Origin of the sequence: Ferrimonas balearica (assembly GCF_019802085.1) — a bacterium.
GTDB lineage: Bacteria > Pseudomonadota > Gammaproteobacteria > Enterobacterales > Shewanellaceae > Ferrimonas > Ferrimonas balearica_B.
This window is the reverse complement of record NZ_JAHVHV010000002.1, coordinates 370441-385988: the sequence shown is the minus strand read 5'-3', so window position 1 is coordinate 385988 and position 15548 is coordinate 370441. Positions and strand designations below refer to the sequence as shown.

Here is a 15548-nt window from a genome sequence, read left to right as displayed (position 1 = left end):
CCGGTCTGGACACTCTGGCGATGACGCGGCGGATCCATCAAGAGAACAACTGCTTCTACCTCACCGGCGCCCTGGTCCTGCTGCTGCTCAGCTCCTCGCTGGAGCAGGTGCTGCCCAGCGGGCCTTTGGAGATCACCCTGCAGCTGGTCACCCTGCTGACCTTCGCCACCTGCATCTACAGCCTGCGCTTCGAGCCGGGCTGGTCCCGCTTCCTCTGGCTGCTGGTGGGCCTGTGGGTGGTGCTGGCGGTGCTCAAGCGCTGGCTGCACGTTCAGCTGTTCGATCTGCTGGGCCTGGTCTTTATGCTGATGTTCTTCATCGGCACCTTCAAAGCCACGGTGCACCAGGTGCTGTTCACCGGCCGCATCACCGGCAACAAGGTGATCGGCTCCCTGGCGCTGTTCCTCCTGCTGGGGCTGATCTGGGCCATCCTCTACCTGCTGATCCTGGAGCTCTCCCCCGCCGCCTTTAACGGCATCGAGGCCAAGGCCTGGCCGGACAACTTCAACCGGGCGGTCTACTTCAGTTTCGTCACCCTGACCACCCTGGGTTTTGGCGAGATCACCCCGGCCCACGCCTTCGCCCAGACCGCGGTCTACCTGGAAGCGATCGCCGGCACCTTCTACCTGGCGGTAGTGGTGGCCAGTCTGGTGGGGGCCAAGCAGAGCGAGGGCTGACGACGCCCCGGCCAAAACCGGGTATACTTCGCGCCCACTCCCCCTTTCAGGCAGCGCAGCATGGTCAACATCGGACAAACCAACACCCTCACCGTCGTCAAGCGGGTGGGCTTCGGCCTCTACCTCGATGGCGGCGATCTCGGTGAGATCCTGCTGCCGAAAAAGTGGGCCCCCGAGGACGCCCAGCCCGGTGACGAGCTGGAGGTGTTCCTCTACCTGGACTCCGAAGACCAGTTCATCGCCACCACCCAGCGCCCTAAGGCCAAGGTGGGCCAGTTCGCCTCCCTCAAGTGCAAGGAGGTGGGTCGGGTGGGCGCCTTTTTGGACTGGGGGCTGGATAAGGATCTGCTGGTGCCCTTCAACCAGCAGAAGCAGCCGATGGAAGCGGGCCGCTACTACCTGGTGTACCTCTACGTCGACCAGCACACCGACCGCATCGCCGCCAGCGCCAAGCTGGACCGCTTCCTGGATAAGACCCCGGCGGACTACCAGGTCGGCGACAGCGTGCGGGTCACCATCGGCGGCAAATCCGATCTGGGCTACAAGGCGATCGTCAACGAGCGCCACTGGGGCGTCATCTACTACAACACGGTGTTCAAACCCCTGAAGCCCGGCCAGCGGATGAGCGGCACCATCGCCAAGGTGCGCGAGGGCGGCCGGCTGGACGTCAGCGTCAACCCGCCGGTGGCCAAACAGGTGGATGCCCTGGGTGAGACCATCCTCGCCTACCTGCGCAAGCAGCCCGGGGGCTTTGCGCCGCTGAACGACAAAGCGGATCCCGAGACCATCAAGGCCCTGTTCGGCGTCTCCAAAGGGGTGTTTAAGCGCACCATCGGCGGCCTCTACAAAGCCGAGCGCATCACCATCTTGAAAGACGGCATCGAGCTGCGCTGAGTCGCCCTCTTCGCTGCACCCGCCCGGCCCCGTGCCGGGCTTTTTGTTGCCGCGTCTATGGCAACCGCCCCCACCTTCTGGCAGCTTTGGGCTAAAACGGACGTTTGATTCTGACGGGCCAGCCACGGCCCCCGACGCAAAGGAGCGCGCCATGCCCAGCTACCAGGCCCCCCTCACCGAGATGCGGTTTGTCCTCCACAGCCTGCTCGACAGTGCCGAGCACTACGCCCAGCTGGGCTACGAGGAGGCCACACCGGACTTGGTGGACGCGGTGCTGGAGGAGGCGGCGAAGTTCACCGAATCGGTGGTGGCACCGCTCAACCGCATCGGCGACGAGCAGGGCTGTCGCATCGAGCAGGGCCAGGTGATCACCCCGACCGGGTTTCAGGACGCCTACCGACAGTACGTCGAGGCCGGCTGGCCCACTTTGGCCCAGCCGGTACAGTACGGTGGTCAGGGGCTACCCTACTCGCTGAACCTGGTCTGCGCCGAGATGCAGTCCGCCGCCAACCACGCCTTCGCCATGTACCCCGGCCTGACCCACGGCGCCCAGGCCACCTTGATGGCCCACGGCGACGCGGCCCTTCAGGCGCGCTTTATGCCCAAGCTGGTCTCCGGTGAGTGGACCGGCACCATGTGCCTGACCGAGGCCCACTGCGGCTCGGATCTGGGTCTGTTGCGCACCAAGGCCCTCCCCCAGGCCGACGGCAGCTACCGCCTCCAGGGCAGCAAGATCTTCATCTCCTCCGGCGATCACGACCTGGCGGAAAACATCGTCCACATCGTCCTGGCCCGCATCGAAGGGGCCCCGGCGGGCACCAAGGGGATCTCCCTGTTCCTGGTGCCCAAGCTGGAGGTGGACGACGACGGCAAGCTCACCGGCCCCAACGGCGTCCACTGCGGCGCCCTCGAAAAGAAGATGGGGATCCACGGCAACGCCACCTGCGTCATCAACTTCGATGGCGCCACCGGCCATCTGCTGGGGGCCCCCAACCGCGGCCTCCAGGCCATGTTTACCTTTATGAACGCCGCCCGGGTGGGGGTGGCCGCCGAAGGGGTGGCCGCCGCCGAAGCGGCTTTCCAGGGGGCCCTGGCTTACGCCCGGGAGCGGCGCCAGATGCGGGCCCTAAGCGGTGCCAAGGAGCCGGAACACGCCGCGGATCCGATCCTGGTGCACCCGGACGTGCGCCGCATGCTGCTGACCCAAAAGGCGGTGGCCGAAGGGGGCCGAGCCCTGGTGTACGAGATGGCCACCTGGGTGGACATCGGCAAGAGCCCGAGCGCCAGCGCCGAGGCCAAACAGCGGGCGGCGGACCGACTCAGCCTGCTGACCCCCATCGCCAAGGCGTTTCTCACCGAGATGGGGTTTGAGGCCACCAGTTTGGGGGTGCAGGTGTTCGGCGGCCACGGCTACGTGGCCGAGTGGGGCATGGAGCAGCTGATGCGGGACACCAAGATCTCCTGCCTCTACGAGGGCACCACGGGGATCCAGGCCCTCGACCTCCTGGCCCGCAAGGTGCTGGGCAGCCAGGGGGCCCTGTTGGAGAGCTACTGCGCCGAGCTGGCCCAGTATTGGCTGGCCCAGACCCTGCCCGACACCCTCAGCCCGCTGCGGGACCAGCTGTTGAGCCAGTTGCAGCGCTGGGGCGATCTCACCCGCGGCATCGCGGCCCGGGCCCAGGCCAACCCCGATGAGATCGGCGCCGCCTCGGTGGATTACCTGATGTTTGCCGGCTACCTGGTGCTGGCCCACCAGTGGCTGAGGATGGCCCTCACCGCCCACCAAAGCCCGGCCCTGGACGCGGATTTTCGCCAGGGCAAGCTGCACACCGCCCACTTCGTGTTCAAGCGCCTGCTGCCCCGGGCCGAGGCCCATGGGGCCCTGGCGGCCCAAAACGGCGACAGCCTGATGGCGATGAGTTCCGCCCAGTTCCGCTGAGCGCGCTTAGGGGGGCGCCAGGGTTGGCGCCCTAGCCGGTGACGGTGTTCCTGGGGCGATCGTCCAGGGCGAAGTAGATGCGGGCCACCAGCAGCTCGGCGGCGATGATGGCGAAGATCACCGTGAAAAAGACCGGGATCCCGTTCAGCGGGCCGATAAACTCCACCCTGGGGCCAAACAGCAGATCGATCGCTTCGAGCATCACGAACTTGGAGCCCACCAGGATGAGGTAGCTGCACAGCGCCCGGTAGATCTTGGGGGCCCGCCCCGGCTTGGCTTTGAAATAGTCGGCCAGGCGCTTCTCGGCACCGATGGAGAGCTTGAGCAGCAGCTGCAGCAGGATGGCGGCGGCCAGTGAGATGGTGAAGGAGTCGATGATCACGTATGACCAGTACTCCACGAACAGGTTGAGCACCGTCAGGTCCACCAGCACCGCCAGGGTGTAGCCGACGAACAACCGTTGGGGGGTGTTGAAACCGTACTCCCGGCCACCACTGGTCATCACCATGCCGCGTCTCCTTTGTTGTTTGGCGCAAGTGTAGCCAAGGGCCGCTCAGCCCGTGCCCAGGGCAGTGAGCACCCGTTGCAGTTGAGGCAGGTGCTCGCTGCCCGGCGGGTGCATCAGCGACAAGCGCCGCACCAGGGGGGTGGGCAGCTGAACCCGGGCCACCCGCCCTTGGGCCAAAGCCGCCTCCGCCGCCAGGTTGGAGACCAGCGACAACCCCAATCCGGCGGCCACCGCCTGCACCACCGCCTCCAGCTGCCCCAGCTCCAGCACCACCCGGTACTCCTCAAGCTTGGGGGCCAGGTGGTGATCAAACTGCTCCCGGCTGCCGGACATCACCTCCCGCAACACCCAATCCTGCCCGGCCAGTTGCGACCAACCCACGGTGCGATTGGCGAGGGGGTGCTCGGCGGGCGCCAGCACCACCATCTCATCCTCCCGCCAGGGGTGGCGTACCAGCTCGCCAAACAGGCTGTCGCTCTCCACCAACGCCAGGTCGAGCTCGAAAGTGGTCAGGCGCTGCTGCAACTGGTGGCTGTTGGCCAGGGTGATCCGGGGCAAGGGCCAGGTTTTGGGCCAGCGCTCGGCCAGCAACCGGGGCAGCAGGTAGTTGCCGATGGTGGCACTGGCCCCCAGGCGCAGCGGCGTGGCCCCGGCGCCGCTTTGGAACAGGGCCAGCATCCCCTGCTCCCGGGCTAGCATCTCCTCCGCCATCGGCAGCAGCAGCCGGCCCTGGGTGTTGAGCACCAGGCGCTGGGCCCGACGGTCAAACAGCGCCACCCCCAGCTGCTGCTCCAGCGCTTTGATCGCCTGGGACACGGCGCCCCGGGTGAGAAACAGCGCTTCGGCACTTATGCCCAGGTTGCCACTGCGGGCCACGGAGGCGAAGATCCGAAGTTGCCTGAGGGAGAGATCCACCATTTAGTAACTCTATACGCGGCATCAAATATCATTCGATATTATTAAATGCTAGGGCGAGGCACAATAGCGACGTCAATCGAGGAGTTCGTCATGTCACTTGCCACCCAACTCAACCGCATCCCTACCCCGCTGGCCGGCCTGGCCCTGGGGATCGCCAGCCTGGGCTACTGCCTGGAGGGGCGCTTCGACGCGAGCGGTTTGTGGCAACTGGCCGGCGCCGGCCTGGGGGGCCTGCTGTTGACCGCGCTGCTGGCCAAGTTCCTGTTAAACCCCGGTCAGCTGAAGATGGACGTCTCCCACGCCGTGGTGGGCAGCGTTATCCCCACCTTCGCCATGGCGGCCATGGTGATCTCCGTCAGCCTCTACCGCTTCCTGCCCTTCCAGGGACAGCTTCTGTGGCTGGCGGCGGTGGCGCTGCACCTGGCGCTGCTGGCCGGCTTCCTCTACCACAGAGCCAAAGAGCCGGGCTGGCATCACATGGTGCCCAGCTGGTTCGTGCCGCCAGTGGGGATCATCGTCGCTGCGGTCACCTGCCCGGATCCCTCCCTGCGCCCCCTGGCGACGGTGCTGCTCTACGGCGGGCTCATTGCCTACGCCCTGATGCTGCCGCTGATGCTCTATCGGCTGATTTTCCACACCAAGGTGCCGGATCCGGCCAAGCCGACCATCGCCATCCTGGCGGCGCCGGCCAGCCTCTCCCTGGCGGGGTACCTGAACCTGGTGAACGACCCCTCGCCGCTGATGGTGGCCCTGCTACTGGGGATCGCCCTGCTGATGACCGCCCTGGTCTACCTGGCGTTCTTCCACCTGATGCGCCTGCCCTTCAGCCCCGGCTACGCCGCCTTCACCTTCCCCATGGTGATCGGCGCCACCGCCCTGTACCACTGCGCCGCCCTGTTCGAGCGCTGGGGTCTGAGCCAGCACCAGGCGTTGCACCGCCTGGCGGATCTGGAGCTGCTGGTGGCCGCCGCCGTGGTCTGCTACGTGGCCCTGCGCTACCTCATCGCCTACTGGCCCAAGCCGCCCAGCGGTCCCGAAGCGCTAAGCCGCTGAAGCAAAACGCCGCCCAAAAGGGCGGCGTTTTTTGTTCAGGGGGCCGGGTTGAGGCCTTCGCGGATCACCCGGGCGGGGTTGCCCCCCACCAGGGTATCCGGCGGCACATCCTTGGTGACCACGGCACCGGCGGCGATCACCGCCCGGTCTCCTACCGTCACCCCGGGGCAGAGAATGGCGCCGCCCCCAACCCAGACGTCGTCCCCCAGGGTCACCGGCTTGGCCCACTCCACCCCGTCGCGCCGGGGCTCGGCCTCCAGCGGGTGGCAGGGGGTGTAAATCTGCACCTTGGGCCCCAGCAACACGTTGTTCCCCAGGGTGACCGGGGCGCAGTCGAGGATGACGCAGTCCATATTGATAAAGACGTTGCTCCCCAGCCGGATCTGGCCGCCGTAGTCGCACTGGAAGGGCGCTTCCAGCCAGAGGTTGTCGCCGCAGGCCTCGAACAGCTGGGCCGCCAGGGCCTGACGGCCGGCCTGATCCGCCATGTCGTGATCGTTCAGTTGCCGACAGCGCTGTCGGGCCGCCATCCTCAGGGCCACCAGGGCCGGGTCCATCCCCTGGTAGGGCTCACCGGCGCGCATGCGGCGCAGTTGTTCGTTCATTACAGGGCTCCCAATAAAAAGGCCGCACCGGAAACCGGGGCGGCCTTACAAATCATCGGTCAGATCACTTCAGGGTGATGCGGGCGAACTTGCGCTTGCCCACCTGGTACACCGCGGTGCCGGCTTCGGGCACCAGCTTGGTGTCGGCGATCTTCTCGCCGTCGATCTTGGCCGCGCCCTGCTTGATCATCCGCATGGCGTCGGAGGTGGTGTTCACCAGGCCGGCGTCCTTGAGCAGGTTGGCGATGGCCACCCCGGCGGCAAACTCCAGCTCCGGCATCTCGTCGGGCATGGCGTTCTTGGAGAAGCGCTGGGTGAAGTCGGCGTGGGCCGCCTCTGCCGCCGCCTCGTCGTGGAAGCGGGCGATGATCTCCTTGGCCAGGGCGATCTTCACGTCCCGGGGGTTGGCGCCGCCGGCCACCTCGGCCTTGAGCCCCTCGATCTCCTCCAAAGGACGGAAGGAGAGCAGCTCGTAGTAGTTCCACATCAGGTCATCGGAGATGGACATGATCTTGCCGAACATCTCGGTGGGCGCGTCGCTGACACCGATGTAGTTATGGGCGGACTTGGACATCTTCTTGACGCCGTCCAGCCCCACCAGCAGCGGCATGGTGATCACCACCTGACGCTCCTGGCCGGCGGCCTTCTGCAGCTCACGGCCCATCAGCAGGTTGAACTTCTGATCGGTACCGCCCAGCTCCACGTCAGCCTCCAGGGCCACGGAGTCGTAGCCCTGCAGCAGCGGGTACATGAACTCGTGGATGGCGATGGACTGGCCGCTGCCGTAGCGCTTCTTAAAGTCGTCCCGCTCCAGCATCCGGGCCACGGTCTGCTGGGAGGCCAGACGCAGCATCCCCTCGGCGCCCAGCTCCCCCAACCAGGAGGAGTTGAACTCGATGCGGGTCTTGGCGGGATCCAGGATCTTGTACACCTGCTCCTTGTAGGTCTCGGCGTTGGCCAGCACCTGCTCCCGGGTCAGCGGGGGACGGGTGCTGTTCTTGCCGGACGGGTCGCCCACCATGCCGGTGAAGTCGCCGATCAGGAAGATCACTTCGTGGCCGAGGGCCTGGAACTGACGCAGCTTGTTGAGGATCACCGTGTGACCCAGGTGGATATCCGGGGCGGTGGGATCAGCGCCCAGCTTCACCCGCAGAGGACGGCCCAACTTCAGCTTGGCCACCAGCTCCTCTTCCAGCAGGATCTCGTCGGTGCCCCGACAGATCTCCGCCAACGCCTTATCCAAATCAGTCATACAAGGTTCCGCTTGGTTTGAATCTGCTAACAAAGCGGATAATGTTACTGGTTAGCACCTATAAATAAAAGGGTGTAGGATAGCGTCGCCAAGCTGCCCTTGGGGTCTTTGTTCAACTGACTGTAGAGAATAAGGAAAGTGTCTCGAAGCCAGGCCCGTCCTGCGATCAATCGCAAGCGAACCGCCCCCCTGCCCGGCCTCGGCCGACGGATGTGGGGCCTCTACCGAACCCTCCCCGGCCCGCACCAGGGGCTCATCCTGCTCAGCCTCTTTCTGGTGCTGGTGGCCCTGATGCTGCCCTCGGGCAAAACCCTGGCGGCACGCCACAGTGACCCCATCCCCACCCACACCCGGCATGACCTGGGATTGAGCCTGCCGCCTTCTCTGGCCGCGGCCGAAAACCCCCGCCTGGAGTGGCGCCCCTTCGAGGTGCGCGCCGGGGACAGCCTGGCCCGGCTGTTTGACCGCGCCGGCCTCTCCCCCCAGACCCTCCATGCCATCAGCCAGCTGCCCCAGGCGGGCCAGACCCTGGTGAAGATAATGCCCGGCCAGGTGATTGAGCTGGGCTTCGAAGGGGAGACGTTGGCGGCGCTGAGCTACGCCATCGACGGTCAGCGCACCCTCAAGGTGAGCCGGGACGAGAGCGGCTTCCTGGAGACGGTGGAGGAGAAGGCGGTGGAGAAGCGCCAGTTCTTTGCCAGCGCCGAGATCACCTCCAACTTCTGGAACGCCGCCGTGGGCGCGGGCCTCTCCGCTAACCAGATCATGCGCCTGGCGGGGATCTTCGGCTGGGACGTCGACTTCGCCTTGGACATCCGCGCCGGCGACCACTTCGCGGTGATCTACGAGCAGGATTACATCGAGGGGCAGTTTGTCGGTGACGGCGACATCCTGGTGGCGGAGTTTTCCAACCAGGGGGAGACCTTCCGCGCGGTGCGCTACAGCGACGGCAACTACTACAACGAGACCGGCAACGCCATGCGCAAGGCCTTCTTGCGGGCGCCGGTGCAGTTCAACTACGTCAGCTCCAACTTCAACCCCCGCCGGCTGCACCCGGTAACCGGCCGGGTCCGCCCCCACAACGGCACCGATTACGTGGCCCCGGTGGGCACCCCCATCATGGCCGCCGGCGACGGCACCGTGGTGGCCTCCAGCTACAACCAGTACAACGGCCACTACGTGTTCATCAAACACTCCAACACCTACGTGACCAAGTACCTGCACCTGTCCAAACGCAGTGTGCGCAAGGGCCAGCGGGTCCGCCAGGGCCAGACCATCGGCAAGCTGGGGGCCACCGGTCGGGTCACCGGCGCCCACCTGCACTACGAGTTTCTGGTCAACGGGGTGCACCGCAACCCCCGCACCGTCAAGCTGCCGGAATCTCGCCCCATCGCCGACAGCGAGCGGGCCGCCTTTACCGAGCTGAGCGAGCAGCGCCTGGCCCAGCTGGCGCACCGCCAATCGATCCTGCTGGCGATGGAGCCCGCTGCCCAAGAGGAACAGCCATGACCTACTGCATCGGCCTGATGTCCGGCACCTCGATGGACGGCATCGACGCCGTGCTGGTGGCCTTCGATGAACACGGCCAGCCCAGCCTCAAGGCGCACCACAGCATCGAGATCCCGCCGCCGCTGTTGGCGGAGCTGCACCGCCTGTGCACTCCCCACGATAAGGAGATCGACCGCATGGGCCGGGCCGATCGGGCCATTGCCCTGGCCTTTGCCGAGGCGGTGCACAACCTGCTGGCCATCGCCGAGGTGCCGGCGGATGAGGTGGCCGCCATCGGCAGCCACGGCCAGACGGTGCGTCACATGCCGGAGGGCCCCCACGCCTTTACCCTGCAGTTGGGCTGCCCCAGCACCCTGGCGGCCGCCACCGGCATCGACGTGGTGGCGGATTTTCGCCGCAAGGACATCGCCCTGGGGGGCCAGGGTGCGCCCCTGGTGCCCGCCTTCCATCAGGCGCTATTTGCCACCAACCGACCGCGGATGATCCTCAATATCGGCGGCATCGCCAACCTCACCTGCCTGCCCGGCGACAAGAGCGACGTGGTGGGCTTCGACACCGGCCCCGGTAATACCCTGATGGACGCCTGGGCCCGGGAGCAGTTCAGTCAGCCGTTCGATGACAAGGGGGCCATCGCCGCCTCCGGTCAGGTCAATCCGGCGCTGCTCACCCGCCTGCTCAGCCATCCCTACTTCGCCCAACCGGCACCCAAGAGCACTGGCCGGGAGCTGTTCAACGCCAGCTGGCTGCGGGGCCACCTGCAAAGCGACGCCAACCTGCCCGCCGAGGACGTGATGGCCACCCTGTTGGCGCTGACGGTGGAAACCATCGCCCAGGGGGCCCGGGCCCACGCCCAGCAGGGGGAGATCTACCTCTGCGGCGGCGGCGCCTTCAACGACACCCTGCGCCGGTCCCTGGCCACCGCCCTGCCCGGCTTTGCCCTGGACACCACCGAGGCCCTGGGGCTGTCCCCCAAGTGGGTGGAGGCCACCGCCTTTGCCTGGCTGGCCTGGCGTCACCTCAATGGCCTGCCCAGCAACCTGCCGGCGGTCACCGGCGCCAAGCGCGAAGCGGTGCTGGGGGGCTGGTACCCGGCCCAATAGACCCAAACAAAACGGGCGCCGAATGGCGCCCGTTTTGGTTTTCACCGCATCACCCCAACAGCACCCACTGGGCCAGGAAGAGCACCAGGAAGAAGGCGGTGGCGTCGGTCAAGGTGGTCAGCACCGGGCTGGCCAGCATCGCCGGATCCATCCCCCATCGGCGCAGCCACAATGGCAGGGCCCCACCGAGCAGCACCGCCACCATGCTGGAGAGGGCGTAGGCCCCACCGACCACCAGCGGCAGCGCCGGCTCAGCGCTGCCACGCAACAGGGCCAGCAGCGACAACACCCCACCGATCACCAGACCCACCATCAATCCGATGGGCCACTCCTTGCGCACCACCTTGCCCACGGCGCCGGTGCCGATGCGATCCACCGCCAGCTCCCGGATGGAGACCGCCACCGCCTGGTTGCCCACCGCCCCGGAGAGGTTGGCCACCAGGGGCAGGAAGGCCGCCAGGATCACCAACTCCTCCAACACCGGCTCGTACCAGGCGATCACTGACACCGCGGCGTAGCTCAGCACCACCGAGGGCAACAAAAACGCCAGCCGCCTGAGGCCCCGACTGGCCAGGGGCATGCTGCGCAGCTCCTCACCGCCGAAGATCCCGCCCCGCTCCAGTGAGGCCTTCTCCGCCTCCTCGAACAGCGCCTCCTGCAAATCCTGCTGGTCCACCACCCCCTGAAGCTTGCCCTGGTCGTCCACCACCGGCAGCACCGAGTAGCGCACGTGGTCAAACACCCCCTTAAGCTCGGCGATGGGCAGTTCGGGGGTCACCGTGGGCACCCCAGTGTCCACCCAGTCCCGCAGTTGCCGGTGGCCCGGCTCGAGCAACAGACGCCTCAAAGGCACGGCGCCGAAATGCCGGCCCTGGTCGTCGTAGAGGTAGAGGTAACGGGTTTCGAAATGCTCGATCTGTTCATCCCGCTGACGCAACGCCTCGACCAGATCTGCCACCGTGGCCTGGTGGGACAGGGCCAGGCGCTCGGTTTTCAGGATGCTGCCGGTGACGTCGGCCTCGTACTGTCGCAGTTGCCCCCACTCCAGCTGCAGGGCCTCGGGCAGGTGGTGCTTGAGACCCATCCAGGTGGGGGCGTCCAGCAGCGCCATCACGTCGCAGCGGTCATCGGACTCCATCTCCTCCAGCAACTGGGCCCCCAACTCGTCGGGCAGTGCCTGCAGCAGGGTGGCGATGTGGGGATCCGGCAGGTGATCGAGCATGTCCGCCGCCTGCCGGGGATGGTCCTTGGCCAACAGGGTCCAGAAGGCCACCGCCTGCCCCGGCTCCAAACCCCGCAAAATCGGCCCCACCAGGGTGACCGGCATGCCGCTGAGCAGGGCCACCAGGCGCACGCCATCCCCCGCCTTCACGCTGCTGAGCAGGGCGGTTTCATACGGGCCGGTATCGGGGATTGGAGTCTGGGGCATGGTGGGGTTCCGCCGTGTGCTTGGGGCCGGCCCGGGCGCCACCGGACGAGCCATAAGGAGACTCCCATCCTAGAGCAGCCCAGCCGCACCGGCCAGACACTGAGCCGTTTGACAAGCTGTAGCGGATAGGGATCGCCCGGGATGGCTCGTGATCGGCGCCCTGTGTGTTCTGCATAGCGGGGTTACACCAGGGCCCAGCGGGCCAGGCTCATGGCCAGCATTGCCAGAATCAGCCAGAGGATGGGCAGCTTTCGTTGCTTGAGCAGGTAGAGGCCCACCACCACCATCGCCATGTCGGCGGCGTCGAACACCGCGCTGATGAACACCGGCTGATAGAGCGCGCTGAGCAGCAGGCCCACCACTGCGGCGTTGATCCCCGCCGCCGCAGCCGCCACCCGGGGTCGGGACGCCAGCGCCTCCCAGCCGTGGTAGAGCACCAGCACCAGCAGAAGGCCCGGCAGGAACAGCGCCACGGTGGCCAGCGCGGCCCCCAGCAGCGGCGCTTCCGGCGCCAGATCCGCCCCCAGGAAGGTGGCCAGGGTGAACATGGGCCCGGGCACCGCCTGGGCGGCGGCGTAGCCGGTCAGGAAGCGATCCGGGGTTATCAGCTCCCCGGTGGTCTCCTGCAACAGCGGCAGCACCACGTGACCGCCGCCGAACACCAGGGCGCCGGCCTGGAAGAAGTCGGCGTAGATCCGGTGCATCAGACCGGAGGCGGGCATCAAGGCCACCCCCACCGCCAATACCAGCAGCAGCAACGGCAACCATTGCACCCGCGGCGGGGTTTCGGGGGGCGTCGCAATGGATGTGGGCGCCTGCCAGGCCGCGACCAAGACCGCGATCCCCAGCACCGACAGCTGCGCGGCCAAGCCGGGCAGCACCAGCAACACCGCGGCACTGAAGATGGCCAGCGCCCAGTGCAGCGCCGTTTGACAGAAACTGCGGCTCATCCCCAACACGGCATCGGCCACCACCACCACCGCCAGCAGCTTGAGGCCGTGGATCACCGCCCCCATCACCGGGCTATCCAGGGCATCGACGCTCAGGGTCGCCAGCAGGTAGAGCAGAATGAACGAGGGCAGGGTGAAACCCACAAAGGCCACCAGGGCACCGGGCACGCCGGCACGGCGGTAGCCCAGGGCAAAGCCCACCTGGCTGGATCCGGGGCCGGGCAGGAACTGGGAGAGGGCCACCAGGCGGCCGTAGGCGGCGTCATCCAGCCACTTTTCCTGTTCGACAAACTTCTTGCGAAAGTAGCCGATGTGGGCGGCCGGGCCGCCGAAGCTGACGCAACCCAGCATCAAAAACTGAACAAACAGGGACCAGATCGATTTCACAGCAAAGACAAATTCATGGGCAAAGTCCCGGTATTTTATCGCATTTTATGACAGCAGGATGACGGCCCGATGGCAGAAGCCCTCACATAACCGCGTTCGACTTGAAAACTCCCCGTTACCTCACAGAAACCTCCGTCGACTTGCCGCCATACTGCCAGGCTTGGGGAGGTAACCGTGCTCGATACCCTGCTGACGTTTAACATCTACCTGTTCTACGGCCTGGTGTTCTTCACCATCGGCTGCGTGATCGCCTTTCGCAACCTTCGCCTGAGTCAGCTGGCCATCGCCTCCGCCCTGCCCGCTTTGGCGGCCTTCGGCTTTATCCACGCCTTCCACGAATGGTCCGAACTCTACATCCAGCTGATGGCCCCTCACACCCCCATGCTGTGGTGGTCGGAGATGAAGATCCTGCGGGTGCTCAAGCTGTGGTTCTCTTTCCTGGCCATGGCCTGGTTTGCCTGGAAGATGCTGGTGATCACCGGCCTGGCCCGCAAGCCCTGGGCCCTGGCCAGCCTGGCGGTCGCCCAGGCGGTGTTTGTGCTGCACCTGGTGGCCAGCTTCCCGCTGATGGAGCTCGACGCTTTCCTGAAGCTGGCCGCTCAGCTGACCCGCTGGATCTTTGGCCTGGGGGCCAGCGCCGTAGCGGGCCTGGCGATGATCTACTACGCCCGCCAGCAGTACCAGGAGCGGCAACTGGCGGGGCACTATTTCGGCTACTGCGGCCTGGCGCTCATCGCCTACGGTCTGGCGGCGGGACTGCTCTCCAGCCAGGCGGGCCTCTGGGTGCCGGCCCTGCGTACCCTGTGCGCCTTCGCCATCCTGGTCACCCTCTACCAGGCGCTGAAGATCTTCGACAAGGAGCGCGAAGCCCAGATCGAGGCCCAGCAGCGTCAGCTGTTCCGGGGAGAGAAGATGCGCGCCATGGGAGAGCTGGCCTCCGGCATCGCCCACGAGATCAAAACCCCCTTGAGCTACGCCACCTTAGGCTGCGATCTGCTGGACAAACAGCTGCCCAACGAGGGGCCCCATCAGCGCCAGATCGCCCGCATCCGCAAGGGGCTGGACAGAGCCACCCACATCTCCCAGGAGGTGCTGCACTTCGCCCGTCAGTCGGAGCAGCCGGATCGGGTGTTCCCCCTCGAGCCGGTGATCCAGTCCGCCCTGGAGCTGATGGGGCACCGACTCAAGGGCTTTACCGTGCACCGCAGCTTGGCGCCCAACCTTCAGGTCAGCGGCGATCCGGTGAAGCTGGAGGAGGTGCTGATCAACCTCATCAGCAACGCCATCGACGCCAGCGGCGACCAGAAACGGCTGGAGATCCACACCGAGGCGGCGGGCGAGCGGATCCGCATCCAGGTTCGGGACTACGGCAGCGGGGTGCCCGAGGCCAAGCAGGCCGAGATCCTGCGCCCCTTCTTCACCACCAAGGACAACGGCACCGGCCTGGGGCTGGCCATCAGCCAGCAGATCGTCCAGCAGCACCAGGGGGAGCTGAGCCTCCATAACTGGCTGCACGGCCTGTGCGTCACCATCCACCTACCGAGGAGCCTCGCATGAGCCTGACCATTCTCCTGGCCGAAGACGACCAGGAACTGCGCCTGACCCTGGAGGAGGCCCTGTCGCTGGAGGGGATGACGGTGATCGCCTGCGACAGCGCGGAAACCGCCCTGGACGCAGCGGAAAACCAGAGCTTTGATGTTGCCGTCCTGGATCTGGTGATGCCCGGCATGAGCGGCGTGGAGGCGATCGCCAACCTGAGGCGATTGCAGCCGGGGATGGGGATCATCATCACCACCGCCTTCGCCACCGTGGACACCGCGGTGGACGCCATGAAAAAGGGCGCCGACGAGTTCCTCTCCAAACCCTTCAACCTGGCGACCCTGGCCACCACGGTCAAACGGGTCAACGTCCAGCGTCAGCCCCAGCCCAAGCTCGACGACGCCGCCGCCGACAAGGTGTTCTCCGCCCTCTCCAACCCCATTCGTCGCCAGACCCTGCTGCAACTGGTGCGCCATCGCCAGCTGCGCTTTATGGACTTGTGCCGCCTGGTGGGGCTGGAGGATCACACCAAGTTCAACTTCCACCTTCGCCAGCTCAAGCAGTCCGGGCTCATCCAGCAAAATGTGAACAAGGTCTACTTTCTGACAACCGAGGGGCAGCAAATGTGCCACTTCCTGCTCCAGGAGTCAGCGGATTAAAGCGCGTAAAAACATTGACTTACAACTCAACTGATAAGGGGATTTCACAACCCGGGCCAGAAGGTTAATTCCCCTTATCTGGTCCTGTTACCGGGGGGTTTGGATACTGATCCTGCCAATAAAAAGACG

14 protein-coding genes are annotated in these 15548 nt (G+C 66.1%); 8 read left to right on the top strand and 6 right to left on the bottom strand.

Annotated elements, in window-relative coordinates; all coding sequences use genetic code 11:
- The first annotated feature begins 20 nt into the window (after window positions 1-20).
- From KUV81_RS10075 to KUV81_RS10065, 3 genes are all read left to right on the top strand, one after another.
- Window positions 21-677, top strand: coding sequence for a potassium channel family protein (locus tag KUV81_RS10075; protein ID WP_222543736.1), 657 nt, complete (start codon window positions 21-23; stop codon window positions 675-677).
- A gap of 60 nt (window positions 678-737) precedes the next feature.
- A complete protein-coding gene (locus tag KUV81_RS10070) occupies window positions 738-1571 on the top strand; it encodes a S1 RNA-binding domain-containing protein (protein ID WP_222543735.1) in 834 nt (277 codons plus the stop codon).
- A gap of 151 nt (window positions 1572-1722) precedes the next feature.
- On the top strand, window positions 1723-3510 hold the full coding sequence (locus KUV81_RS10065; RefSeq protein ID WP_222543734.1) for an acyl-CoA dehydrogenase C-terminal domain-containing protein: 1788 nt from the start codon (window positions 1723-1725) through the stop codon (window positions 3508-3510).
- A gap of 31 nt (window positions 3511-3541) precedes the next feature.
- Here KUV81_RS10065 and KUV81_RS10060 read toward each other — a convergent pair whose 3' ends face one another.
- Both KUV81_RS10060 and KUV81_RS10055 read right to left on the bottom strand, forming a co-directional pair.
- Entirely contained in the window at window positions 3542-4018 is a 477-nt protein-coding gene (locus KUV81_RS10060) for a hypothetical protein (protein WP_261389332.1), read from the bottom strand.
- A gap of 45 nt (window positions 4019-4063) precedes the next feature.
- Complete coding sequence (locus KUV81_RS10055; RefSeq protein ID WP_222543733.1) at window positions 4064-4936, bottom strand: LysR substrate-binding domain-containing protein; 873 nt, start codon at window positions 4934-4936, stop codon at window positions 4064-4066.
- Window positions 4937-5026: 90 nt separating this feature from the next.
- Here KUV81_RS10055 and KUV81_RS10050 point away from each other — a divergent pair, with 90 nt between their 5' ends.
- On the top strand, window positions 5027-5989 hold the full coding sequence (locus KUV81_RS10050; RefSeq protein WP_222543732.1) for a TDT family transporter: 963 nt from the start codon (window positions 5027-5029) through the stop codon (window positions 5987-5989).
- A 35-nt stretch (window positions 5990-6024) separates the two neighbouring features.
- On the opposite strand, the gene KUV81_RS10045 is transcribed toward KUV81_RS10050, so the two are convergent.
- Both KUV81_RS10045 and tyrS read right to left on the bottom strand, forming a co-directional pair.
- Window positions 6025-6594 (bottom strand): sugar O-acetyltransferase, encoded by a 570-nt coding sequence (locus KUV81_RS10045; RefSeq protein WP_222543731.1) that lies wholly within the window; start codon window positions 6592-6594, stop codon window positions 6025-6027.
- 64 nt (window positions 6595-6658) lie between these two features.
- Window positions 6659-7846, bottom strand: coding sequence for a tyrosine--tRNA ligase (gene tyrS / locus KUV81_RS10040; RefSeq protein ID WP_222543730.1), 1188 nt, complete (start codon window positions 7844-7846; stop codon window positions 6659-6661).
- Between the two features lie 210 nt (window positions 7847-8056).
- On the opposite strand from tyrS, the gene KUV81_RS10035 reads away from it, so the two are divergent.
- Window positions 8057-9355 carry a peptidoglycan DD-metalloendopeptidase family protein gene (locus KUV81_RS10035; protein WP_222544235.1) on the top strand — a complete coding sequence of 433 codons (1299 nt, stop codon included), beginning with the start codon at window positions 8057-8059 and terminating at the stop codon, window positions 9353-9355.
- Window positions 9352-10455 carry an anhydro-N-acetylmuramic acid kinase gene (locus tag KUV81_RS10030; protein WP_222543729.1) on the top strand — a complete coding sequence of 368 codons (1104 nt, stop codon included), beginning with the start codon at window positions 9352-9354 and terminating at the stop codon, window positions 10453-10455. Before KUV81_RS10035 ends, KUV81_RS10030 begins: the two co-directional genes overlap by 4 nt.
- A gap of 49 nt (window positions 10456-10504) precedes the next feature.
- On the opposite strand, the gene KUV81_RS10025 is transcribed toward KUV81_RS10030, so the two are convergent.
- Both KUV81_RS10025 and chrA read right to left on the bottom strand, forming a co-directional pair.
- Complete coding sequence (locus KUV81_RS10025) at window positions 10505-11884, bottom strand: magnesium transporter (protein ID WP_222543728.1); 1380 nt, start codon at window positions 11882-11884, stop codon at window positions 10505-10507.
- Between the two features lie 182 nt (window positions 11885-12066).
- Window positions 12067-13212, bottom strand: a complete 1146-nt coding sequence (chrA, locus tag KUV81_RS10020; RefSeq protein ID WP_222544234.1) for a chromate efflux transporter — start codon at window positions 13210-13212, stop codon at window positions 12067-12069.
- 183 nt (window positions 13213-13395) lie between these two features.
- On the opposite strand from chrA, the gene KUV81_RS19860 reads away from it, so the two are divergent.
- Window positions 13396-14778 carry a sensor histidine kinase gene (locus KUV81_RS19860; RefSeq protein ID WP_222543727.1) on the top strand — a complete coding sequence of 461 codons (1383 nt, stop codon included), beginning with the start codon at window positions 13396-13398 and terminating at the stop codon, window positions 14776-14778.
- Entirely contained in the window at window positions 14775-15419 is a 645-nt protein-coding gene (locus KUV81_RS10010; protein ID WP_222543726.1) for a response regulator, read from the top strand. Before KUV81_RS19860 ends, KUV81_RS10010 begins: the two co-directional genes overlap by 4 nt.
- Window positions 15420-15548: the final 129 nt, after the last annotated feature.